General features: G+C 46.5%; 14 protein-coding genes, 4 tRNA genes and 3 rRNA genes. 16 read left to right on the plus strand and 5 right to left on the minus strand.

The window, feature by feature from the left end; genetic code table 11:
- From pgeF to DYB02_RS04000, 12 genes are all read left to right on the plus strand, one after another.
- Nucleotides 1-729, plus strand: a complete 729-nt coding sequence (gene pgeF / locus DYB02_RS03940) for a peptidoglycan editing factor PgeF (RefSeq protein ID WP_029806341.1) — start codon at nt 1-3, stop codon at nt 727-729.
- A gap of 147 nt (nt 730-876) precedes the next feature.
- Nucleotides 877-3,450 (plus strand): ATP-dependent chaperone ClpB, encoded by a 2,574-nt coding sequence (clpB, locus tag DYB02_RS03945; RefSeq protein ID WP_029806340.1) that lies wholly within the window; start codon nt 877-879, stop codon nt 3,448-3,450.
- 504 nt (nt 3,451-3,954) lie between these two features.
- Nucleotides 3,955-5,507: ribosomal RNA gene (locus DYB02_RS03955) — 16S ribosomal RNA — on the plus strand.
- 97 nt (nt 5,508-5,604) lie between these two features.
- Nucleotides 5,605-5,680 (plus strand) — tRNA-Ala (locus DYB02_RS03960).
- Nucleotides 5,681-5,692: 12 nt separating this feature from the next.
- Nucleotides 5,693-5,768, plus strand: a tRNA-Glu gene (locus tag DYB02_RS03965).
- A 280-nt stretch (nt 5,769-6,048) separates the two neighbouring features.
- Nucleotides 6,049-8,939, plus strand: a 23S ribosomal RNA gene (locus tag DYB02_RS03970).
- Between the two features lie 91 nt (nt 8,940-9,030).
- Nucleotides 9,031-9,146: ribosomal RNA gene (gene rrf / locus DYB02_RS03975) — 5S ribosomal RNA — on the plus strand.
- Together the 16S, 23S and 5S rRNA genes with 4 tRNA genes alongside form the textbook arrangement of a ribosomal RNA operon.
- A 30-nt stretch (nt 9,147-9,176) precedes the next feature.
- A tRNA-Asp gene (locus DYB02_RS03980) sits at nt 9,177-9,253 on the plus strand.
- Between the two features lie 35 nt (nt 9,254-9,288).
- Nucleotides 9,289-9,365 (plus strand) — tRNA-Trp (locus DYB02_RS03985).
- 358 nt (nt 9,366-9,723) lie between these two features.
- The gene (locus DYB02_RS03990; protein WP_005483015.1) at nt 9,724-10,056 is read left to right on the plus strand and encodes a DUF1904 domain-containing protein; all 333 of its coding nucleotides are present in this window, start codon (nt 9,724-9,726) and stop codon (nt 10,054-10,056) included.
- A 12-nt stretch (nt 10,057-10,068) separates the two neighbouring features.
- Nucleotides 10,069-10,905 (plus strand): penicillin-insensitive murein endopeptidase, encoded by an 837-nt coding sequence (mepA, locus tag DYB02_RS03995; protein WP_029806919.1) that lies wholly within the window; start codon nt 10,069-10,071, stop codon nt 10,903-10,905.
- Nucleotides 10,906-11,225: 320 nt separating this feature from the next.
- The gene (locus DYB02_RS04000) at nt 11,226-11,534 is read left to right on the plus strand and encodes a hypothetical protein (protein ID WP_005496359.1); all 309 of its coding nucleotides are present in this window, start codon (nt 11,226-11,228) and stop codon (nt 11,532-11,534) included.
- 42 nt (nt 11,535-11,576) lie between these two features.
- Here DYB02_RS04000 and DYB02_RS04005 read toward each other — a convergent pair whose 3' ends face one another.
- From DYB02_RS04005 to rdgC, 3 genes are all read right to left on the minus strand, one after another.
- Nucleotides 11,577-11,831 (minus strand): YfhL family 4Fe-4S dicluster ferredoxin, encoded by a 255-nt coding sequence (locus tag DYB02_RS04005; protein ID WP_005460170.1) that lies wholly within the window; start codon nt 11,829-11,831, stop codon nt 11,577-11,579.
- Between the two features lie 2 nt (nt 11,832-11,833).
- Nucleotides 11,834-13,234, minus strand: a complete 1,401-nt coding sequence (trhP, locus tag DYB02_RS04010) for a prephenate-dependent tRNA uridine(34) hydroxylase TrhP (RefSeq protein ID WP_005496358.1) — start codon at nt 13,232-13,234, stop codon at nt 11,834-11,836.
- A gap of 165 nt (nt 13,235-13,399) precedes the next feature.
- The gene (rdgC, locus tag DYB02_RS04015; protein WP_029806295.1) at nt 13,400-14,314 is read right to left on the minus strand and encodes a recombination-associated protein RdgC; all 915 of its coding nucleotides are present in this window, start codon (nt 14,312-14,314) and stop codon (nt 13,400-13,402) included.
- Between the two features lie 226 nt (nt 14,315-14,540).
- Here rdgC and phoB point away from each other — a divergent pair, with 226 nt between their 5' ends.
- The 3 genes from phoB to DYB02_RS04035 are packed head-to-tail and all read left to right on the plus strand — an operon-like array spanning nt 14,541 to nt 17,528.
- A complete protein-coding gene (gene phoB / locus DYB02_RS04025) occupies nt 14,541-15,230 on the plus strand; it encodes a phosphate regulon transcriptional regulator PhoB (RefSeq protein ID WP_005460184.1) in 690 nt (229 codons plus the stop codon).
- A 40-nt stretch (nt 15,231-15,270) separates the two neighbouring features.
- On the plus strand, nt 15,271-16,569 hold the full coding sequence (gene phoR / locus DYB02_RS04030) for a phosphate regulon sensor histidine kinase PhoR (protein ID WP_025542575.1): 1,299 nt from the start codon (nt 15,271-15,273) through the stop codon (nt 16,567-16,569).
- Nucleotides 16,569-17,528 (plus strand): PstS family phosphate ABC transporter substrate-binding protein, encoded by a 960-nt coding sequence (locus DYB02_RS04035; RefSeq protein ID WP_015296276.1) that lies wholly within the window; start codon nt 16,569-16,571, stop codon nt 17,526-17,528. Before phoR ends, DYB02_RS04035 begins: the two co-directional genes overlap by 1 nt.
- A 26-nt stretch (nt 17,529-17,554) precedes the next feature.
- Here the strand turns inward: DYB02_RS04035 and ppx are convergent, their stop codons facing one another.
- A complete protein-coding gene (gene ppx / locus DYB02_RS04040; protein ID WP_020904189.1) occupies nt 17,555-19,060 on the minus strand; it encodes an exopolyphosphatase in 1,506 nt (501 codons plus the stop codon).
- Entirely contained in the window at nt 19,044-21,134 is a 2,091-nt protein-coding gene (gene ppk1 / locus DYB02_RS04045; protein ID WP_005460183.1) for a polyphosphate kinase 1, read from the minus strand. Before ppk1 ends, ppx begins: the two co-directional genes overlap by 17 nt.
- A gap of 208 nt (nt 21,135-21,342) precedes the next feature.
- Here ppk1 and DYB02_RS04050 point away from each other — a divergent pair, with 208 nt between their 5' ends.
- Nucleotides 21,343-23,547 (plus strand): ABC transporter permease subunit, encoded by a 2,205-nt coding sequence (locus tag DYB02_RS04050; protein ID WP_029804680.1) that lies wholly within the window; start codon nt 21,343-21,345, stop codon nt 23,545-23,547.
- Nucleotides 23,548-23,558: the final 11 nt, after the last annotated feature.

Genomic DNA, 23,558 nt, shown 5'->3' on the forward strand with positions numbered 1-23,558 from the left:
ATGAAGGCAATCATTCCTAACTGGTCTGCACCTAAAAATGTCAAAGCCTTTGCTTCTACGCGAGTTGGTGGCTTTTCGACAGGCTCTTATCAAGGGTTAAATCTCGGTGCACACGTTGGGGATGATGCTTCTATCGTAGCGAAGAATCGTCATTGGTTGGCGCAGCAAGCGAATATGCCAAGTGCGCCAATTTGGTTAAACCAAACTCATTCTACTGTCGTTGCCCATGCGAATGCTCCTACGTCAATAGTGCTTGATGCTGATGGCGTCTTCACATCGGCGAGTAATGTTGTGTGTTCTGCCATGACCGCTGATTGTTTGCCTATACTGCTGACGAATACTCAAGGTACTCAAGTAGCAGCTGTTCATGCTGGTTGGCGTGGTTTGGCAAATGGTATCGTTGAAAATGCTCTCGCATTATTTTCGGGTGATATGATGGCATGGTTAGGGCCTGCTATTGGTCCACAGGCGTTTGAAGTGGGCGAAGATGTTCTACAAGCGTTTGTCGATTTTGACTCAAAAGCTCAGCGCGCATTTACCCCTCGTAATGTGGAAGGTAAATGGCTTGCCAACATGTCGCAATTAGCGACGCAGCGTCTCAACAGGGCTGGCGTCTCGCAAGTTTTCGATTCCGGTTTGTGTACTTACCAAGATAAAGAGTCCTTTTATTCTTACCGCCGAGATGGTGTGACAGGAAGGCAAGCTACGTTTATCTGGATTGAAGAGTAAGCCCCATAAAGCTCAAAAGAGCTGAGATGCATAGTTCTATTTTTGCAAAGCTATCTTTATTTATTCACTCCCTTGAAATTCCCCCACTGAGTATCCATCTTTCTACTGTCAAAAGAATTCTCTTTAATCGAGGTTAGGAAGGTCGATATGCGTCTTGATAGATTTACCAGTAAGTTTCAAATCGCTATCTCTGATGCTCAATCACTAGCGTTAGGGCGCGATCATCAGTACATCGAGCCAGTTCACTTAATGGTGGCTTTGCTTGATCAAAATGGCAGTCCAATTCGTCCATTGCTGACAATGCTGGACGTGGATGTAACTCATCTCCGCTCAAAGCTGGGCGAAATGCTTGATCGATTACCAAAGGTGAGTGGCATCGGTGGTGATGTGCAGCTTTCTAGCTCGATGGGGACTTTGTTCAATCTGTGTGACAAAGTGGCTCAAAAGCGTCAAGACTCCTACATCTCGTCCGAAGTCTTCTTGCTTGCGGCATTAGAAGATCGCGGTCCTTTAGGGCAACTACTTAAAGAAGTGGGGCTCACCGAGCAAAAAGTGAGTCAAGCGATTGAAAAGATCAGAGGTGGTCAAAAGGTCAATGATCCAAATGCTGAAGAGCTACGTCAGGCTCTTGAAAAATTCACCATCGATTTAACTGAGCGAGCTGAGCAAGGCAAATTGGATCCTGTAATTGGTCGAGATGATGAAATTCGTCGCACGATTCAAGTATTGCAACGTCGCACCAAAAACAACCCAGTGATCATCGGTGAGCCTGGTGTGGGTAAAACCGCAATTGTGGAAGGCTTGGCGCAGCGAATTGTTAATAACGAAGTGCCAGAAGGTCTACGCGGTCGCCGTGTTCTATCACTGGATATGGGCGCACTTGTTGCTGGCGCGAAATACCGTGGTGAATTTGAAGAGCGTTTAAAATCAGTATTGAATGAACTTGCTAAAGAAGAAGGCAACGTCATCCTCTTCATTGATGAACTACACACTATGGTCGGCGCTGGTAAAGGTGAAGGCTCAATGGATGCGGGCAACATGCTCAAACCAGCATTGGCTCGCGGCGAACTTCATTGTGTTGGTGCAACAACATTGGATGAGTACCGTCAATACATCGAAAAGGATGCTGCATTAGAACGTCGTTTCCAAAAAGTGCTGGTGGATGAGCCGACAGTAGAAGATACGGTGGCTATTCTTCGTGGTTTGAAAGAGCGTTATGAACTTCATCACCATGTAGAAATTACTGACCCAGCGATTGTTGCAGCGGCAAGTTTGTCGCACCGTTATATTTCGGACCGTCAGTTGCCAGATAAAGCCATTGACTTGATCGATGAAGCGGCTTCAAGCATTCGTCTACAAATCGATTCAAAACCAGAATCATTGGATAAGCTTGAGCGTAAAATCATCCAACTAAAAATTGAGCAACAAGCACTAAGTAACGAACACGATGAAGCGAGTGAAAAGCGTCTGCAAGCATTGAATGATGAGTTGAATGAGAAAGAACGCGAATACGCAGAGTTAGAAGAGGTTTGGAATACAGAAAAAGCCGCACTTTCTGGTACTCAGCATATTAAATCTGAACTAGAGCAAGCTCGCATGGACATGGAGTTTGCGCGTCGTGCTGGTGATCTGAACCGAATGTCTGAGCTTCAATACGGCCGTATTCCGGAATTAGAGAAGCAACTAGACTTGGCGACTCAGGCTGAAATGCAAGAAATGACGCTGCTTCGCAATAAGGTAACAGATAACGAAATCGCAGAAGTGCTTTCTAAACAAACCGGTATTCCAGTATCTAAGATGCTAGACGCGGAGAAAGAGAAACTACTTCGCATGGAAGATGTGCTTCACAATCGTGTTGTAGGGCAAAGCGAAGCAGTTGCAGTGGTATCGAACGCGATTCGTCGTAGCCGAGCTGGGCTTTCTGATCCAAACCGACCAATTGGTTCCTTCTTATTCTTAGGCCCAACTGGTGTCGGTAAAACGGAATTATGTAAGACACTCGCGAGCTTCATGTTCGACAGTGAAGATGCAATGGTACGTATCGACATGTCGGAGTTCATGGAGAAACACTCAGTGGCAAGATTAGTGGGTGCGCCTCCAGGTTACGTTGGTTACGAAGAGGGTGGTTATCTAACTGAAGCGGTTCGTCGTAAACCATACTCAGTGATCTTGTTGGATGAAGTAGAAAAAGCACATCCAGATGTGTTCAATATTCTTCTGCAGGTGCTTGATGATGGCCGACTCACTGATGGACAAGGTCGTACGGTTGATTTTCGTAACACTGTCGTGATCATGACATCAAACTTGGGTTCCTCTCGAATCCAAGAGAACTTCGCCACATTGGACTATCAAGGTATCAAGAGTGAAGTGATGGATGTGGTTAGCAAACACTTCCGCCCAGAGTTCTTGAACCGTGTTGACGAAATAGTGGTATTCCACCCACTTGGTCAAGAGCACATTAAGTCCATTGCTTCTATTCAATTAGAACGCTTGGCAAAACGACTAGAAGAAAAAGGGTATCAATTAGAGGTTTCTGATAAAGCACTCGACTTGATCGCCCAAGTCGGTTTCGACCCAGTATACGGTGCTCGTCCTTTAAAACGTGCAATTCAACAGAATGTCGAGAACCCATTAGCTAAATCCATTCTTGCTGGTGAAATAGTTCCAGACAAGAAAGTGCAGCTAATCGTTACTAATGACCAAATTCTCGCTCATCAGTAATTGCACTGACACAAAAAGTGAGATTAAAATCACATTTAAGGGGCTTTCGGGCCCCTTTTCTATGCGCTTTTAGTCCGTTTTGGATGTTTTCTATACGAATGAACTAAAAGGGAGAGTTTTTTTGAAAAATAGGCTTGTGTTCCTCAATGAACTCCCTATAATGCGCCTCCGTTGCCAAGGGAAAGCAAGTTAAGCGAAGCCTAGTCAACAAGGTCAGTGAGTTAAGAATTAACTCGCAGATAAATAACTTAAAAAAGTGTTTGACACGATAAGTTATCTAGCTAAAATGGCCGTCCACTTTGAAGAGAACTTCAAAGTGTGCTCTTTAAAAATAAGAACCTATCAATCTGTGTGGGCACTCGTTGATGATAATCCAATTAGATACTTCGGTATCAAATTAGGTTTCAATGATACGAAGTGACCATTGAATCTTCGGATTCAGCACAGTCAATTCAAACATTACTTTATGTAATGTTCAGTATTCATTGAGCCGAACAAAATCTTAAATTGAAGAGTTTGATCATGGCTCAGATTGAACGCTGGCGGCAGGCCTAACACATGCAAGTCGAGCGGAAACGAGTTATCTGAACCTTCGGGGAACGATAACGGCGTCGAGCGGCGGACGGGTGAGTAATGCCTAGGAAATTGCCCTGATGTGGGGGATAACCATTGGAAACGATGGCTAATACCGCATGATGCCTACGGGCCAAAGAGGGGGACCTTCGGGCCTCTCGCGTCAGGATATGCCTAGGTGGGATTAGCTAGTTGGTGAGGTAAGGGCTCACCAAGGCGACGATCCCTAGCTGGTCTGAGAGGATGATCAGCCACACTGGAACTGAGACACGGTCCAGACTCCTACGGGAGGCAGCAGTGGGGAATATTGCACAATGGGCGCAAGCCTGATGCAGCCATGCCGCGTGTGTGAAGAAGGCCTTCGGGTTGTAAAGCACTTTCAGTCGTGAGGAAGGTGGTAGTGTTAATAGCACTATCATTTGACGTTAGCGACAGAAGAAGCACCGGCTAACTCCGTGCCAGCAGCCGCGGTAATACGGAGGGTGCGAGCGTTAATCGGAATTACTGGGCGTAAAGCGCATGCAGGTGGTTTGTTAAGTCAGATGTGAAAGCCCGGGGCTCAACCTCGGAATTGCATTTGAAACTGGCAGACTAGAGTACTGTAGAGGGGGGTAGAATTTCAGGTGTAGCGGTGAAATGCGTAGAGATCTGAAGGAATACCGGTGGCGAAGGCGGCCCCCTGGACAGATACTGACACTCAGATGCGAAAGCGTGGGGAGCAAACAGGATTAGATACCCTGGTAGTCCACGCCGTAAACGATGTCTACTTGGAGGTTGTGGCCTTGAGCCGTGGCTTTCGGAGCTAACGCGTTAAGTAGACCGCCTGGGGAGTACGGTCGCAAGATTAAAACTCAAATGAATTGACGGGGGCCCGCACAAGCGGTGGAGCATGTGGTTTAATTCGATGCAACGCGAAGAACCTTACCTACTCTTGACATCCAGAGAACTTTCCAGAGATGGATTGGTGCCTTCGGGAACTCTGAGACAGGTGCTGCATGGCTGTCGTCAGCTCGTGTTGTGAAATGTTGGGTTAAGTCCCGCAACGAGCGCAACCCTTATCCTTGTTTGCCAGCGAGTAATGTCGGGAACTCCAGGGAGACTGCCGGTGATAAACCGGAGGAAGGTGGGGACGACGTCAAGTCATCATGGCCCTTACGAGTAGGGCTACACACGTGCTACAATGGCGCATACAGAGGGCAGCCAACTTGCGAAAGTGAGCGAATCCCAAAAAGTGCGTCGTAGTCCGGATTGGAGTCTGCAACTCGACTCCATGAAGTCGGAATCGCTAGTAATCGTGGATCAGAATGCCACGGTGAATACGTTCCCGGGCCTTGTACACACCGCCCGTCACACCATGGGAGTGGGCTGCAAAAGAAGTAGGTAGTTTAACCTTCGGGGGGACGCTTACCACTTTGTGGTTCATGACTGGGGTGAAGTCGTAACAAGGTAGCGCTAGGGGAACCTGGCGCTGGATCACCTCCTTAAACGATGATTACTCACGATGAGTGTCCACACAGATTGATATGGTTTAAATTCAGAGCAAAAAGTTGGTTCTGCATAAAGTGCTGAAGCAATTTATGTGGGGCTATAGCTCAGCTGGGAGAGCGCTTCGCTGGCAGCGAAGAGGTCATCGGTTCGATCCCGATTAGCTCCACCACTGACTTCCTATGTCCCGTTCGTCTAGAGGCCTAGGACACCGCCCTTTCACGGCGGTAACAGGGGTTCGACTCCCCTACGGGATACCATCTTTAAGCACATTTTTTTTGATAAGAAAGTATTAAGTGTTCTTAAAAATGGTTACTTCATTAGAAGTGATTAGCTCTTTAACAATTTGGAAAGCTGACAAAACAACAATTTATTGTTGTTTGTAAAGTTCTCAATGTTTGTCTTTAAGACAAACACCAAAATAACACATTCAAGTGTTCTTGGAATTTGAGTCCGGCAAAATCGAGTCTGCATCATGTATAAAAATTGCAGACAACTTTGGTGACTTGTTCATCAACTCGAAACTCCTTCGGGTTGTATGGTTAAGTGACTAAGCGTACACGGTGGATGCCTTGGCAGTCAGAGGCGATGAAAGACGTAGTAACTTGCGATAAGCCCAGATTAGGTAGTAACAACCATTTGAGTCTGGGATTTCTGAATGGGGAAACCCACGTGCATAAGCACGTATCCTTACCTGAATACATAGGGTAAGGAGGCGAACCGGGGGAACTGAAACATCTAAGTACCCCGAGGAAAAGAAATCAACCGAGATTCCGAAAGTAGCGGCGAGCGAAATTGGACTAGCCCTTAAGCTTTACACGCGTTAGACGAACGGTCTGGAAAGTCCGACGATACAGGGTGATAGTCCCGTAGTTGACGACGTGTGTTCAGTGAAATCGAGTAGGGCGGGACACGTGATATCCTGTCTGAATATGGGGGGACCATCCTCCAAGGCTAAATACTACTGACTGACCGATAGTGAACCAGTACCGTGAGGGAAAGGCGAAAAGAACCCCTGTGAGGGGAGTGAAATAGAACCTGAAACCGTGTACGTACAAGCAGTAGGAGCAGGCTTTGTCCTGTGACTGCGTACCTTTTGTATAATGGGTCAGCGACTTATATTCAGTGGCAAGGTTAACCATCTAGGGGAGCCGTAGGGAAACCGAGTCTTAACTGGGCGTTCAGTCTCTGGATATAGACCCGAAACCAGGTGATCTAGCCATGGGCAGGTTGAAGGTTGAGTAACATCAACTGGAGGACCGAACCGACTAATGTTGAAAAATTAGCGGATGACTTGTGGCTAGGGGTGAAAGGCCAATCAAACCTGGAGATAGCTGGTTCTCCCCGAAAGCTATTTAGGTAGCGCCTCGGACGAATACTACTGGGGGTAGAGCACTGTTAAGGCTAGGGGGTCATCCCGACTTACCAACCCTTTGCAAACTCCGAATACCAGTAAGTACTATCCGGGAGACACACGGCGGGTGCTAACGTCCGTCGTGGAGAGGGAAACAACCCAGACCGCCAGCTAAGGTCCCAAATTACTACTAAGTGGGAAACGATGTGGGAAGGCTCAGACAGCCAGGATGTTGGCTTAGAAGCAGCCATCATTTAAAGAAAGCGTAATAGCTCACTGGTCGAGTCGGCCTGCGCGGAAGATGTAACGGGGCTAAGTAGTAAACCGAAGCTGCGGCAATATACTTTTGTATATTGGGTAGGGGAGCGTTCTGTAAGCGGTTGAAGGTGTGTGGTAACGCATGCTGGACGTATCAGAAGTGCGAATGCTGACATGAGTAACGATAAAGGGGGTGAAAAACCTCCTCGCCGGAAGACCAAGGGTTCCTGTCCAACGTTAATCGGGGCAGGGTAAGTCGACCCCTAAGGCGAGGCCGAAAGGCGTAGTCGATGGGAAACGGGTTAATATTCCCGTACTTCTTACAATTGCGATGGGGGGACGGAGAAGGCTAGGTGGGCCTGGCGACGGTTGTCCAGGTTCAAGTGCGTAGGCTTGAGAGTTAGGTAAATCCGGCTCTCTTTAAGGCTGAGACACGACGTCGAGCATCTACGGATGTGAAGTCATTGATGCCATGCTTCCAGGAAAAGCCTCTAAGCTTCAGATTGTAAGGAATCGTACCCCAAACCGACACAGGTGGTCGGGTAGAGAATACCAAGGCGCTTGAGAGAACTCGGGTGAAGGAACTAGGCAAAATGGTACCGTAACTTCGGGAGAAGGTACGCTCTCGACGGTGAAGTCCCTTGCGGATGGAGCTATTGAGAGTCGCAGATACCAGGTGGCTGCAACTGTTTATTAAAAACACAGCACTGTGCAAAATCGTAAGATGACGTATACGGTGTGACGCCTGCCCGGTGCCGGAAGGTTAATTGATGGGGTTAGACTTCGGTCGAAGCTCTTGATCGAAGCCCCGGTAAACGGCGGCCGTAACTATAACGGTCCTAAGGTAGCGAAATTCCTTGTCGGGTAAGTTCCGACCTGCACGAATGGCGTAATGATGGCCACGCTGTCTCCACCCGAGACTCAGTGAAATTGAAATCGCTGTGAAGATGCAGTGTACCCGCGGCTAGACGGAAAGACCCCGTGAACCTTTACTACAGCTTGGCACTGAACATTGACCCTACATGTGTAGGATAGGTGGGAGGCTTTGAAGCACGTACGCCAGTATGTGTGGAGCCGTCCTTGAAATACCACCCTTGTAGTGTTGATGTTCTAACGTCGACCCCTAATCGGGGTTGCGGACAGTGCCTGGTGGGTAGTTTGACTGGGGCGGTCTCCTCCCAAAGAGTAACGGAGGAGCACGAAGGTGGGCTAATCACGGTTGGACATCGTGAGGTTAGTGCAATGGCATAAGCCCGCTTGACTGCGAGAATGACAATTCGAGCAGGTGCGAAAGCAGGTCATAGTGATCCGGTGGTTCTGAATGGAAGGGCCATCGCTCAACGGATAAAAGGTACTCCGGGGATAACAGGCTGATACCGCCCAAGAGTTCATATCGACGGCGGTGTTTGGCACCTCGATGTCGGCTCATCACATCCTGGGGCTGAAGTCGGTCCCAAGGGTATGGCTGTTCGCCATTTAAAGTGGTACGCGAGCTGGGTTTAGAACGTCGTGAGACAGTTCGGTCCCTATCTGCCGTGGGCGTTGGAAGATTGAAGGGGGCTGCTCCTAGTACGAGAGGACCGGAGTGGACGAACCTCTGGTGTTCGGGTTGTGTCGCCAGACGCATTGCCCGGTAGCTAAGTTCGGAATCGATAACCGCTGAAAGCATCTAAGCGGGAAGCGAGCCCTGAGATGAGTCTTCCCTGATACTTTAAGTATCCTAAAGGGTTGTCGGAGACTACGACGTTGATAGGTCAGGTGTGTAAGTGCTGTGAGGCATTGAGCTAACTGATACTAATTGCCCGTGAGGCTTAACCATACAACACCCAAGGGGTTTTGATGGACTCGAAGCAAGAACAGAATTGAATGTGTAGAGAACACAAAAACAGCTTTCCGAATTAAAGAATTTGCTTGGCGACCATAGCGTTTTGGACCCACCTGACTCCATTCCGAACTCAGAAGTGAAACGAAATAGCGCCGATGGTAGTGTGGGGTTTCCCCATGTGAGAGTAGGACATCGCCAGGCTTTAAATTTAGACTTAGGTCTAACCAGTGCGGAGCGGTAGTTCAGTTGGTTAGAATACCGGCCTGTCACGCCGGGGGTCGCGGGTTCGAGTCCCGTCCGCTCCGCCACTTATTCGAGAGTCGTCTCATTAAACACGAACTACAGGGGTGTAGCTCCAATTGGCAGAGCAGCGGATTCCAAATCCGCGTGTTGGGAGTTCGAATCTCTCCACCCCTGCCATATTTAAAGCCTCAGTCGAAAGACTGGGGCTTTTTTACGTTTGTAAAATGGCAAAATTTATTCTTTGTGAACTCAAGTTCCCAAATAGGCGATTATAGGCGCGTAGCTAATGGTAGCTAAGTCTGAACTGCCCTATCTACTTTCCCTATATAAAGAACAGCAGATTTCCAGCGGGATTGATATCTAGCCGCTAGTGATCCCTTGTCGTTGAATGTCACTGATTGGAATCTCAAGCTCTTGTTGATATTTATTAGCGTTTTTCTGGGTATTTTTAAGAACGCGTCTAGTTGTTGTTGGGATGATTAGCGTTGTTGTTCCTGTTATCATCTTAGGACAATACAAATATAGGATTAACCTTATGCCACATCTACGATTTCGCGCTGTAGAACCTCAAGCCGTACAAGCTTTGTCAAAGCCACTGACTGACGAGCTCCAGCCACTAATGAATAGTCCACGAGAAGATTTTACTTTTGAGTACATCTACACAACTTTCTTTAGTGAGGGCGAGGTAAGTCCTGCTTATCCTTTTGTTGAAGTTTTGTGGTTTGATCGAGGACAAGAGACCCAAGACAAGGTGGCGAAAGTAATTACACAACAAGTTCGTGGTGTAGTCGGTGAAGATATTGATGTCGCAGTCATTTTTTCTGCACTATCGCCAAATGCCTACTATGATAATGGTGAACATTACTAAAGGGGATGTATGATGCGGCTGAGTCTTTCTTTTTATTTCAGTTTATTTGTCTCAGCTCCTCTTTATGCTACGCCATGGGAGCAAGTTAGTGCTCCCACTCATAATATGTCCTCTTCTATTGGTAGTTACGCGAACGGCTGCTTAGATGGGGCCTCCCCCCTGCCTTTAGAAGGTACAGGTTATCAAGTGTTACGTAGTCGAACGAATCGCTACTATGGGCACCCTAACACTATAGATTTTGTTGAAAGCCTAGCTTTAAAGGCGAATCAAAAGTTAAAAACTACTTTACTAATTGGCGACCTTTCTTTACCTCGTGGCGGCCGTTTTTCATCTGGTCATTCAAGCCATCAAACGGGGCTGGATATTGATATCTGGTTGCGTTTAGCTGATTCTCCTCTCTCCTATAACGAACTTCAATTGCCGAAACCGATGAGTGTGGTTGATCTGCAAGATTACTCGATATTAAATCATCGATGGGATAAGAGGCATTTTGAACTCATCCGTTATGCTGCTAAGAGCGATGAGGTGGCTCGTATCTTTGTTCACCCTGTTATCAAGGAGCAACTGTGTGCTCAGGAAGGGGGAAAAGATCGTTCTTGGCTACGTAAAGTTCGTCCTTGGTGGGGGCATCATTATCATTTTCATGTGCGCTTATCATGCCCTGACTCAAGCTCTAATTGTGTCGATCAAGCACCTCCTCCTTCTGGTGATGGGTGTGGTTCGGAGTTAGCGAGTTGGAAGCCAAAAGCAGTTGTCCCTGTGAAGCTCCAGCCAGCAAAAGTAGCGGCTAAACCTAAAAAGAAAAAAGCGATTCCACCGCAATGTCAGCCACTTATCGTCAGTAAATAACGTCTCATCTTTGTTTTTGTTTCGGCTCAGGTATCTCTTTTATGAAACTGGAGAAACATCATACTTTTGTCTACAGTGAATAATACCAATACAAAAACTAACCCAACTCGTTTGGGTGACATATTATAGAAATCTTAAATAAACAATGGGTTGTATGTATTGTTGAGTGGTAACGACTCTGTTTTGAAAGATCTTTCGTCACGATACTCTGATTTCTGAACAATATGTCTGTCGGTTGGTAAGCAAAATTGGCAACGCAGACAAGGTATTGAGGCGGGGTTGTGGAGTGACCTGCCGTAGAATGAATCAAGGACAAAACCATGACTATGATTTGTGCAAAAGAATTTGCAGAGTGGTTAAGACACAGATTTAGCAGTGATCCCAAGGGAGTCTTATTGACTCGTGAAGATGTTAATCACCTGACGGGACGTCAGCGTCTCGATCCGGGATTTGTTAATGATGTGCATTACGAGCTAATGCAATATGGAATGGCTTTCGTTACAGATACGAGCAGGGAAAACTTCTATTTAATTCCTGTATCTCAAGCTGAAAATTGGCGTGAAAGGCTCGAGTATCACTTTGAGAAAGAGTTGTTTTGCAATATCTATCCAATCGAAAAATCAGGATAAAAAAAGGTTCAACTTTGTTCGCAAAGTTGAACCTCATTTTATTTAGGCGAGTCCCTGAATTACCACAAACTTTTCAAGCAATTGCTCTTCTGTCTCAATGTGGTTTGGATCAGTAATAATACATTTTGTTATTGGACAAACTGACTGACAGGTAGGCTTTTCGTAATGACCTTTGCACTCAGTACATAAGTTAGGGTCGATTTCGAAGATGCTGTCTCCCATGCTGATCGCGCCATTCGGGCATTCCGGATCACACATGTCGCAGTTAATGCATTTGTCAGTGATGAGTAACGCCATGATTACTTACCAGTAGGGTTACGAGTGTCCTGGCCTGCGTTTAGATTGCGCATCAACAGACCGTATTCTAGGTCCATGTCTTCAGGAACAGGAATGAATACGAAGTGACCGTTACCTTTTGCGTCTTCAATTGACTCTGATTTGCGGTTTTCCATCGCTTCTAGAGTGAAAACAACGTTACCTTTTGGTGTCATTAACTCCAGGCTGTCACCTACAACGAATTTGTTTTTCACTTCAACTTCTGCCATGTCGCCACGACGTTTACCTGTGAACTCACCAACAAATTGTTGTGCGTCAGAGACTGAGTAACCGTAGTCGTAGTTTTGGTAAGTATCGTGTGTATGACGACGTAGGAAACCTTCGGTGTAACCACGATGAGCTAGGCTTTCTAGTGTACCCATTAGGCTTTCATCGAATGGTTTACCTGCAACTGCGTCGTCGATCGCTTTACGGTAAACTTGCGCTGTACGTGCGCAGTAGTAGAACGACTTAGTGCGGCCTTCGATTTTTAGTGAGTGAACACCCATCTTAGTTAGACGCTCTACGTGCTGAACCGCGCGTAGGTCTTTTGAGTTCATGATGTAAGTGCCGTGTTCATCTTCGTAGGCAGCCATTTTTTCTTCTGGACGATGCGCTTCAGAAAGCAGAACCACTTCATCCGTTGGTTTACCACGACCGATAGTGGTTTCAGGGCGCTCATCTTGAACTTCAACAGGCTGCGCTTCAGTTGGGTCAAACTTCTCAACGATGTCGCCAGCGTCGTTTTCTTTGCCTTCTTCAACTTTGTATTCCCAACGGCATGCGTTAGTACATGTACCTTGGTTAGGATCACGCTTGTTAATGTAACCAGAAAGTAGGCAACGACCAGAGTAAGCCATACATAGTGCACCGTGAACGAATACTTCTAGTTCAGTTTCAGGGCAATGCTCACGAATTTCTTCGATTTCTTCTAGAGAAAGCTCGCGAGAAACGATTACACGTTCAACGCCATTCGCTGCCCAGAACTTAACGGTTGCCCAGTTTACAGCGTTTGCTTGTACAGAAAGGTGAATTGGCATTTCTGGGAAAGCTTCACGAACCATCATGATTAGACCAGGATCTGACATGATCAACGCGTCAGGGCCCATCTCAACGACTGGTTTAAGGTCACGAATGAAGGTTTTTAGCTTTGAGTTATGTGGTTGGATGTTGCATACCACGTAAAGCTTTTTGCCTAGGGCATGTGCTTCATCGATACCGATTTTTAGGTTCTCGTGGTTAAACTCGTTGTTACGTACGCGAAGGCTGTAGCGAGGTTGGCCAGCGTAAACTGCATCTGCGCCGTAGGCGAATGCGTAACGCATATTTTTCAGGCTGCCCGCTGGAGACAGTAGCTCAGGTACGAATGCTTTCTCAGTTGTCATTGCTCAATTCTCTTTTATCTGATCACAAGTCAGGCCAATTCCACCTTATGGAAATGGGGCGCAAATTTTACGTCAAAATGTGAACTGTGACTAGGAGAATTGTGCTTTAGATGAACAAACGCCCTACAAAAAGTGAGGGCGTATTTATTAAAAAGTAGGGTTATCTTATGCGTTAGGGTTAGGCAGGCCGCCTAGCGCTTCATATAGATTTGGTAGGAAAGAGCTGAATTCACCGCACATTAGTGAGAAGTCAGCATCAAAGCGAGCCGCTTGATCTTCACGTGGGATATCGTCGTTTTGATCTTTCAACTCATCTGAGAATTTTAGACGTTTGATGCCGGAATCTTCAGCCATGATGAACTCGATTCGGTCTTGCCAGTTAAGTGCAAGTTTCGTCACGACTTTGTCAGCTGCGATGTGATTGCGGATTTCATCTGTGGTCAGCTCTTGCTTCTTACAGCGAATCACGCCACCTTCTTCAAGTACCGATTTTAACTCAGCTTCGTCCATCATGGTGATGCCTTGCGGCGTGTTACCTGTTTTAACCCACTCAGTTAGCGTTGTTTCAATTGCTACTTCTGGAATCGCAGGAACAACAGGTAAGCTACCCATGGTTTTACGCAGTAGCGCTAATACGTCTTCTGCTTTTTTGTAGCTGCTTGCATCGACAAGGATGAAGCCTTCTTTTGGCATAATCAACACGTGAGTGTGGCTGCTGCGGCTAAAGGCACGAGGCAGTAAGTCCATCACGATGTCATCTTTTAAGTTGTCTTTCTCTTTCTTCTTCAGAGGGCGACCTTCTTGCGCTTCCATAGCGTCTACTTTTGCATTCAGAGACTCTTTAATCACAGAAGCAGGCAGCATTTTCTCTTCTTTTTTTGCACAGATCAGAATGCGGTTTTCTGACACGTGCGTCATCATGTCGCCATGTCGACCCATAGCACTAATCCAACCAAACTTTTGTTTATCTTGGCTACCACAAGGGGTGAATCGAAACTCAGCGAGTTGAGTTTCTAGTTGATCGGCGTTGAAGTTAACCTCGCGGTTAACGCGATATACCAGACAGTTTTTAAACCACATAAATCTTCTCTAGGCTTGATGACAAGGGAGTAATCATAGGGAATTTTTGAGCTGATGTCTTAATAGAAATGAAAAATATCAGGATGAACCCCAAAAGAAAGTTATATGAAAATTTGTTTTCAAAGGTCACAAAAGTGTCATAATTGGTAGTGATAATGCTTATGCATCGAGGGGCGCGCTTTGTCTCTTAAATTCATTAGCTCAACAAACATAAGGTTACTCAATTATGTCTAGAAGGATTCTGGTTGTTGAAGACGAAGCTCCAATTCGTGAAATGCTTTGCTTCGTGCTTGAACAAAAAGGTTACCAGGCGGTAGAGGCGGAAGATTACGATACTGCTGTAACCAAACTGGCTGAACCCTTCCCTGATTTAGTATTACTGGATTGGATGTTACCTGGCGGTAGTGGCATTAACTTTATCAAACACATGAAACGTGAAGAGCTTACACGCAACATTCCTGTTGTGATGCTGACTGCTCGCGGTGAAGAAGAAGATAAAGTTCGCGGTTTAGAGGTTGGTGCAGATGACTACATTACCAAACCGTTTTCTCCTAAAGAGTTAGTTGCTCGCCTTAAAGCGGTTATTCGCCGTGTTACGCCGACCGCATTAGAAGATGTGATTGATGTTCAAGGTCTCAAACTCGATCCTGTTTCTCACCGTGTTACTGCGAATGATGAAGCGGTTGATATGGGGCCTACCGAGTTCAAGATGCTGCACTTCTTTATGACCCATCAAGAGCGTGTTTACAGCCGTGAGCAGCTGCTAAATAACGTGTGGGGCACCAATGTTTATGTTGAAGACCGTACTGTTGACGTTCATATCCGTCGTCTTCGTAAAGCACTGGAAGCTGCCGGTCACGACAAACTGATTCAAACCGTTCGTGGCGCTGGTTACCGCTTCTCAACAAAGGCTTAGATTTTTACGCAGCTTATCAATGCCATTTCTGGAGTAATGAGTGGTTGAAAGATTAACGTGGAAAAAGCTGGCCTGGGAGCTGGCTTTTTTTTACACCCCTTGGGTGATAGTGGGGTGGATATTCGGTTATATGCCGTGGTTGCTTTTGGCTGCCACGGCTTTGCAGCTTGTGTGGCATTTGCATAACCAAGTGCGCTTGTCTTCTTGGTTATGGGATGAAAAACGCCTGACTCCGCCGTCTGGCAGTGGTAACTGGGAGTCTCTCTTTAACGGTCTCTATCGTTTGCAACAGCGTCAACGTCGTAAACGCAAAGAGCTCACCAATCTGATCCGTCGCTTTAGAAACGGTGCCGAATCACTGCCCGATGCCGTCGTAGTATTTCGCGCGGAAGGCAACATTGTTTGGTGTAACCGATTAGCTCAACACCTGTTAGGCTTCCATTGGCCAGAAGATTCCGGTCAACCTATCTCGAACCTGATTCGAACTCCAGATTTCATCAAGTACCTCAATAAAAAAGATTTCTCTGAACCGCTAGAAATGCGCTCGCCGTTGAATGTCGAACGTATGTTAGAACTGCGTATCGTGCCTTACACTGAAGGTGAACACCTGATGGTGGTGCGTGACGTGAGCCAACTTAAGCAACTTGAAGGAATGCGTCGTAACTTCTTCGCCAACGTTTCTCATGAGCTACGCACTCCGATGACCGTACTACAAGGTTATCTGGAGATGACGGAAGACCCAGATATGATCGTCGGCCCGATGTGGACTAAAGCGCATGGGGTGATGACGGAGCAGCTTAACCGCATGAACAGCTTAGTGAATCAACTTCTTACCTTATCTAAGATTGAAGCCGCGCCGATGCATGAGTTGGAAGATGTCGTTAATGTGCCAGCAATGCTTGAAGTATTAGAGAAAGAAGCGATCAGCTTAAGTGGTGATGACCAACATAAACTCACGTTTGATGTCGATACTAGCCTTCGCGTGCTTGGAGATGATGACCAATTGCGCAGCGCGATCTCCAACCTTGTTTACAACGCAGTGAAGTACACTCCTCCGGGAGCCAATATTCATGTTCGTTGGTACCAAACCGCACAAGGTGCGTGCCTTGAAGTTGAAGACAGTGGTGATGGCATTGAGCCACAGCACTTGCATCGACTGACTGAGCGTTTCTACCGAGTTGATAAAGCACGTTCACGCGATACGGGTGGCAGTGGTTTAGGGTTGGCAATTGTGAAACATGCGTTGAGCCATCATGACTCACACCTGGAAATTCAAAGTGAAGTCGGTGTAGGAAGCAAGTTCTCGTTCGTACTTCCAAGTCGTTTGGTGGTGAAATAATGGGACGTCGAGTCAGTAAAGCCATCGCTTGTATCGCGCTTATTTGTTCGAGTATGGCGGTTGCTCAAGATAAGCCTTTACCGAACTACCATAAAACCACTGGCATTGTTGGTAACTTGCTTTCGGTAGGCTCAGACACTTTGGCGGGGATGACCACACTTTGGGTGGAAGAGTTTAAATCCATTTACCCCAACATCAACGCGCAAGTTCAAGCTTCAGGCTCGTCAACGGCGCCACCTGCTTTAACAGAGCAAACGGCGCAGTTTGGTCCAATGAGCCGCCCGATGCGTTTGAAAGAAATCGAGGCGTTCGAGCGACAGCATGGCTACAAACCTACAGCATTGCGCGTTGCTATTGATGCTATTGGTATTTTTGTGCATCAAGACAATCCCATTCAAGGTTTGAACTTTAATCAATTGGACGCCATGTTTTCCGCTACGTTGCGTTGTGGAGAAAGTCAGTTCATCACTAACTGGCAGCAACTAGGTTTAAAAGCCGAATGGGCGAAGCGCAACTTGCAGTTGTTTGGTCGTAACTCTGTGTCCGGGACGTATGGTTACTTCAAAAGCAATGCGCTGTGTGGCGGTGACTTCAAAACTCGAGTGAATGAACAACCGGGCTCGGCTTCTGTGGTGCAATCTGTGGCATCGACTATCAGCGGAGTTGGTTATTCTGGCGTTGGTTATCGAGTGGCTGGCGTAAGGTTGGTTCCCATCGCCAAACGCGGGGTTAACTATGTTAGCCCGACTCGCACGAATATTGTCTCAGGTAAGTACCCACTATCACGCTACCTTTATGTATACGTGAACAAGCATCCTGATTACCCGTTGTCTCCAATAGAAGCTGAGTTTATTCGTTTTATGTTCTCTGCTCAGGGACAAGCATTAGTCGAAAAAGATGGCTATGTACCGATCACTGCAGATTTCGCTGCGGAAGAGTTAAAAAAAGTCGGCCTTTAAGCCGACTTTTTTCATTGTACCGAAAACTAAAAAGTGAGTGTCCACTTCGCACTTGCCCATCTATCTTGTTCTTCCAGTAAATCTGCATGCAGCAACTTATTATTATCTAACCATGCTTCATCGGTACAAGCGAGCATCCATTCATCGCCTTTGATCGATAAAGTGATGTCAGGTAGTGGGTCGTCGTTGCGTTGCCCATTAAGAACTATGGACAGACGAAGAATCTTAATCAGGCTTAACACATCACTTTGTTTGTAGAGGTTGAACTCTGGCAACTCATTGAGCCTTAGCGCTTTGCGTTGAAAGCGTGCAAGCGTCGCCAAGACGAGTTGTTGCTCACGGTTAAAACCTTGCAGGGTTGAATGCAGAAGAATATAAAACGAGTGACGATGGAAGCTGCGTAGGTTGATGCTTAGCCCAACTTCATGCAGCAGAGCGGCCCATTCTAATAAATCAAACAGTTCGCTTTTCTTTTTAATCCCAAGCTCAGAATGTACTTGTTCAAGCATCTCGCGTGCGTGACCTTTTACGCGTGCAGCGTGCTCGAGATCCACACGATGTTTTTGTGCTAGGTTTTCCGTGGTACGCATGCGAATGTCAGAGCGAGCAAACCGCTCTTCCATTTCATATAACAAGCCTTCTCTCAATGCTCCATCAGAGAAAAACATCTGGTCGATTTTTAGTGCCTGAAAAATCGCAGCTAAAATCGCTACACCAGCGGCAAATACCGGTTTACGTTCATCAGTCAAGCCAGTCAACTGAATATCATCAATTGACGCGAACTCGTTTAAAGTATCAATGAGCTTACTCAGACGCTTTGCTGTGATTAAACCGTCTTCAAAGCCCAGCCCAATCAATACCTCTTGAATCGCTTTGATGGTACCTGATGAGCCGAGTGCAATATCCCAACCTTTCTTGCGGTATTTGGTCGCGATGGACTCTAACTTTTGTTCGGCAGCGAGCATGGCTTTGCTGAAGTTTTTGCTCGATAACTTGCCATTTTTGAAGTACTGCTGTGTAAAGCTGACGCAGCCCATCTGTTTGCTATTAAGCAGTTCTGGTTCGAACTCTTGTCCGATGATCATCTCGGTGCTGCCACCGCCAATATCGACCACCAGTTTAGAATTAGATTCCACTTGAGTGTGTGCGACACCCAAGTAAATTAGGCGCGCTTCTTCCTCTCCCGGAATAATCTCTATCGGGAATGGCATGACTGCTTTTGCACGTTGGATAAACAAATGCGCGTTTTTCGCTCTTCTTAGCGTGTGTGTAGCAGCGATGCGCACATTGGATTCCTCAAAGCCTTGCAGCCTCTCTGCGAACATCGCAAGACACTCCAACGCTCGCTCCATGGAGGCGTGACTTAAATTCAATTCATTGTCTAGGCCAGAGGCTAAACGAACCCTCTGTTTATGGCGACTGATGAGCTGTAGGTCGCTGCCGACCACCTTCGCCACCACCATGTGGAAGCTATTAGAGCCGAGATCGATCGCGGCAATGTAGCGTTCATCTTGTTCAAGTATCTGAGACATCTGACTTTTGTCTTCTTGTTTGCTTTTCTATATTTTTAAGATAGTCGTAGATGGCAACTTGTGAGCGAACTTTTTTACGGTTTCCGCGCGGTACATAGCTATTGCTCATCTCTTTGTCTATCAAACGTGCCTTTACTGTATCGGTAAAGTGGATGTTAGTTATATCAATAATTCTCTGTTTCAAACGTGGATCACGAACAGGAGCGGCAACTTCGATACGATGATCGATGTTTCGTGTCATCCAATCGGCAGATGAAATGTAGACTTGAGGATCCCCATCATTGTGCGTGATCACTACGCGTGGGTGTTCCAAAAAGCGATCAACGATACTGATGATTCGAATGTTTTCGCTGACGCCTTCAATTCCCGGAACCAAAGCGCACATGCCGCGGATTATCATGTTGATCTTTACTCCCGCGTTGCTTGCTGCGTAAAGACGGGTGACGATGCCTTTATCGACGAGGTTGTTGACCTTTATGGTTAATCCTGCCTTTTTGCCCGCCTTTGCATTGGCGATTTCATTGTCAATCAGGCGGTAAATTTGGGTGCGCGAATTACGCGGAGAAACCATCAAGTGATTGAACTTCACTGGGCGATAAGGGTTCTCAATGTATCCAAACACGTTGCGCACTTCATTGGTGATTTCTTGGTCTGCGGTGAGCAGCGAAAAGTCGGTATAGATTCGAGCGGTTTTTTCGTGGAAGTTGCCCGTGCCAATGTGCGCGTAGCGAATAATATCGTCACCTTCACGGCGACTGATCATCAATAACTTTGAGTGAATCTTTAAACCGGGCGCACCAAAGATGACGTGCACGCCAGCTTCAGTCAGAACTTTTGACCATTCAATATTTGCTTCTTCATCAAATCGCGCCTGCAACTCAACGACTACAGTAACGTTTTTGCCGTTATGCACTGCATCAATCAAAGAGTTCATCAAGCGAGAGTCTTTGGCTACGCGGTAGATATTAATTTTGATGCTGAGCACTTTCGGGTCAAAGGATGCCTGGCGAACCAATTCACCAATATGGTCAAAGGTGTGATAAGGGTAGTAGAGCAGAATGTCTTTGGCTTTGATGGCTTCGAAACTGTTGGCGTAACCTTCAAAGTCTGCACACTTCATTGGTGGCATAGGTTTGTTTTCGAGGTATTCTCGCCCGACGTTTGGAAAAGCGATGAAATCTTTGAAGTTGTGGTAGCGTCCACCTGGAATTAGGTTGTCGTAATTGGAAATTCTTAGTTTGCTGCACAAGAAGTCGAGCATCTCTTGCGGCATTTCACGCTCATACACAAAGCGTACTGGCATGGCGGTTAAACGTTGGTTTACGCCTGCTGACATTTGCTCTAGCAAGCTGTATTCGATTTCATTACGCAAGTCGTATTCTGCATCACGCGTCATTTTCATCGCGTAGCCTGCGAGCTCATCATAGTCGAAAAAGCCTTTAAAAAGCTCGTCTAAACAGTATCGGATGATGTTATCAAGCAGGATGATGGTCTTACGGCGTTTGCCTTTTTGCTCTGGCACCATCACGAAGCGTGGCAGGTGGTCGGTTGGAATTTCGATGAGAGCGTATTGAGAGTGGTCTTCTTTGCGCAGTTCGACGGCGATGTAAGCGTATTCGTCTTTGAGGAATTGCAGCACGTCGATTTCATCTTTCATCAATAAAGGCGTGATATGTGGCATGACTTCTTTGCGGAAGTATTTGGTGATCCACTTTTCCTGCGCTTCATCGAGTTGATGCTCATTGACCAAGAAAATGCGACGCCGTGCCATTTCTCTAATTAATTCACTGTAAAGTTCGTCGAATTGTTCGTTAAGCTTAAGGGCTTTGGCTTGCATCTTACTCAACAGACGCTTGGAGTTGTCACTCCCTCCTCGCTCTTGGTTGATCAAAATACGACGTTTCACATCAGCGAAGCGCACTTTGTAGAATTCGTCGAGGTTGTTGGAAAAGATCCCAAGAAAACGAATACGCTCGATCAACGGAACGGTTTTGTCGGCCGCTTCTTGTAACACTCGTTCATTGAAAGATAACCAACTAAGCTCTTTTTCTATATATAGTTTTTCTGCGCTCATAACCTTACCTAGCCTAAAGTGAAGTAATCGTACTGATCATGGGGATAAACAGACGAGTGAAAACATTATGAGATTTTTGTTACAGATATATTTCATACCACGCATTGCATAAGAGTTGTATTCTTTTCAGGTGTTTAATGTGATCTGTAATATAATTGTCATCTTAACGACATATTCTAGTACTAAGTCAAAAAAGGTAGAGAGATACATGGCCCAAGCCGAGTTTTCATTGCAGGAAAAAGATAAGAAACGGCTGATTAAAGATCGTTTAGTTCGACTTGCAGTGACATCTGGTGGAGTGGGTGTGCTCGCTGCCCTTATTCTGATCTTCGTCTACCTTGCGATGGTGATCATTCCTCTGTTTTCTGATGCAGAGATCAAACCTAATCACGCGACTCGAACCACGCAAGTGGGCATGCCTCTGGCCATTTCTGTCGATGACTATTCACAACTTGCTTTCGTTTTAACGCAAAGTGGTGAGATTCAATATTTATCGATGGACGCACCTGACAAGCCCGCCATTTATACTCAACAGTTAGCGACTAATCCGGTATCTTTTTCTCAATCGGCTCCTGGCCTTGGTTGGTATGGATTATTGGATGATCAAGGTCTAGCACATATCTTCAAGCCAGAATTCAACGCGACGTTGAGAGAAAATACTCGCCCGCCAGAAGTGGTGGCGTTGTCGACGGATATGAATTTGACGCTTACCGACGCGCGAGATCCTGTGACTCAATTTGTCTTCAGTGCATCAACGCAAACTCCAACTATTGTTTGGCAAACTCGCAGCGGGAAAGTCAAAGCGCGTTGGCAAGAGAAGTCTGCGCTAGGCGTCGCTCCAACCACGATTGATTTCTCCTTTTCTGCGGGCTTTGACGCTCCCCAACAGATGCTCTTAACACCGGATGGTGAAACGCTTTATTTGCGTGATGGTTCGGAGTTAATTGTTCTGACCAAAGCTGCTCAAAAGTTTACGGTGCGCGAAGTTATCGATCTTACTCAAGGGGATAAAAAGCATTCTGTAAGAACGATTGATTTGCTTGCGGGCGCATATTCCCTGTTGGTGACGCACAATGATGGTCGCGTTTCGCAATGGTTTGATACTTTGCAAAATGATAAGCGAACCTTAACTCATATTCGTGACTTCAAATTAGCGTCTGAACTTAAATACTTATTGCCAGATTCACACCGCAAAGGATTCTACAGTTTCTACACCAATGGTACGCTTCAGAGTCATTACACGACCAGTGAAAAACTGGTGTTGTTTAAGCGAGCTTATAAACAAGCGCCTGCGATGGCGGCAATGTCGAACAATGAACGCTATCTGATTACTTGGAATGATGGCTCGTTAAAGGTGGCGGAGGTCGATAACTCTTACCCTGAAGTCTCGCTTTCTTCACTGTGGCAGAAAGTGTGGTACGAAGGCTATCCAGAGCCTGAATTTGTATGGCAATCTACATCGGCCAGCGATAACTTTGAAGCCAAATTTAGCTTGGTGCCGATTGCGTTCGGCACGATAAAAGCGGCTATGTTTGCGATGCTGTTTTCAGTGCCTTTGGCGGTGCTAGGCGCTATTTATACGGCGTATTTTATGTCGCCACGCATGCGTCGAGTGGTTAAGCCGTCCATTGAATTGATGGAAGCACTGCCGACCGTCATCATCGGTTTCCTTGCCGGGTTATGGTTTGCTCCGATAGTCGAAGACCATCTGATTACGGTCGTGGTGATGTTGTTTGTGTTGCCATTGAGCACCATGGTCATGGGGGGCTTGTGGGCTCTGATACCTCAATCTCTGCGTAATCGTCTACCTAATGGATGGCATGCGCTGGTTCTTATGCCAGTGATTTTACTGTTGATTGGTATCGGAGTTTGGATTTCTCCAAGTATTGAACAAACCTTCTTTGGTGGCGACATGCGTTTGTTTTTGACCAATCACGGGATTGGTTTTGATCAGCGTAATTCTTTGGTGGTTGGCCTTGCGATGGGCTTTGCCGTGATTCCTACCATTTTTACCATTGCGGAAGATGCCATTTTCTCTGTACCAAAGCACTTGTCTGATGGATCGTTAGCGCTTGGGGCCACTCCTTGGCAAACCTTGATTTACGTCGTGCTCCTTACGGCCAGCCCAGGTATTTTCTCCGCCATCATGATGGGGCTTGGACGTGCAGTTGGTGAGACGATGATTGTCTTGATGGCGACTGGCAACACGCCGTTGATGGACTGGAACATTTTAGAAGGACTTCGCAGCTTATCGGCAACCATTGCGGTGGAGTTGCCAGAGTCAGAGGTTGGCAGTTCGCATTATCGTTTGTTGTTCCTCGCTGCGTTGATTTTGTTTGTCTTCACCTTTGCGGTGAACGCGCTGGCAGAGTTGGTACGTCAAAGATTGAGAGATAAATACCGTGCGTTGTAGTTTAGATCAGG

The organism is Vibrio parahaemolyticus, from assembly GCF_900460535.1.
Classification (GTDB): Bacteria; Pseudomonadota; Gammaproteobacteria; order Enterobacterales; family Vibrionaceae; genus Vibrio; species Vibrio parahaemolyticus.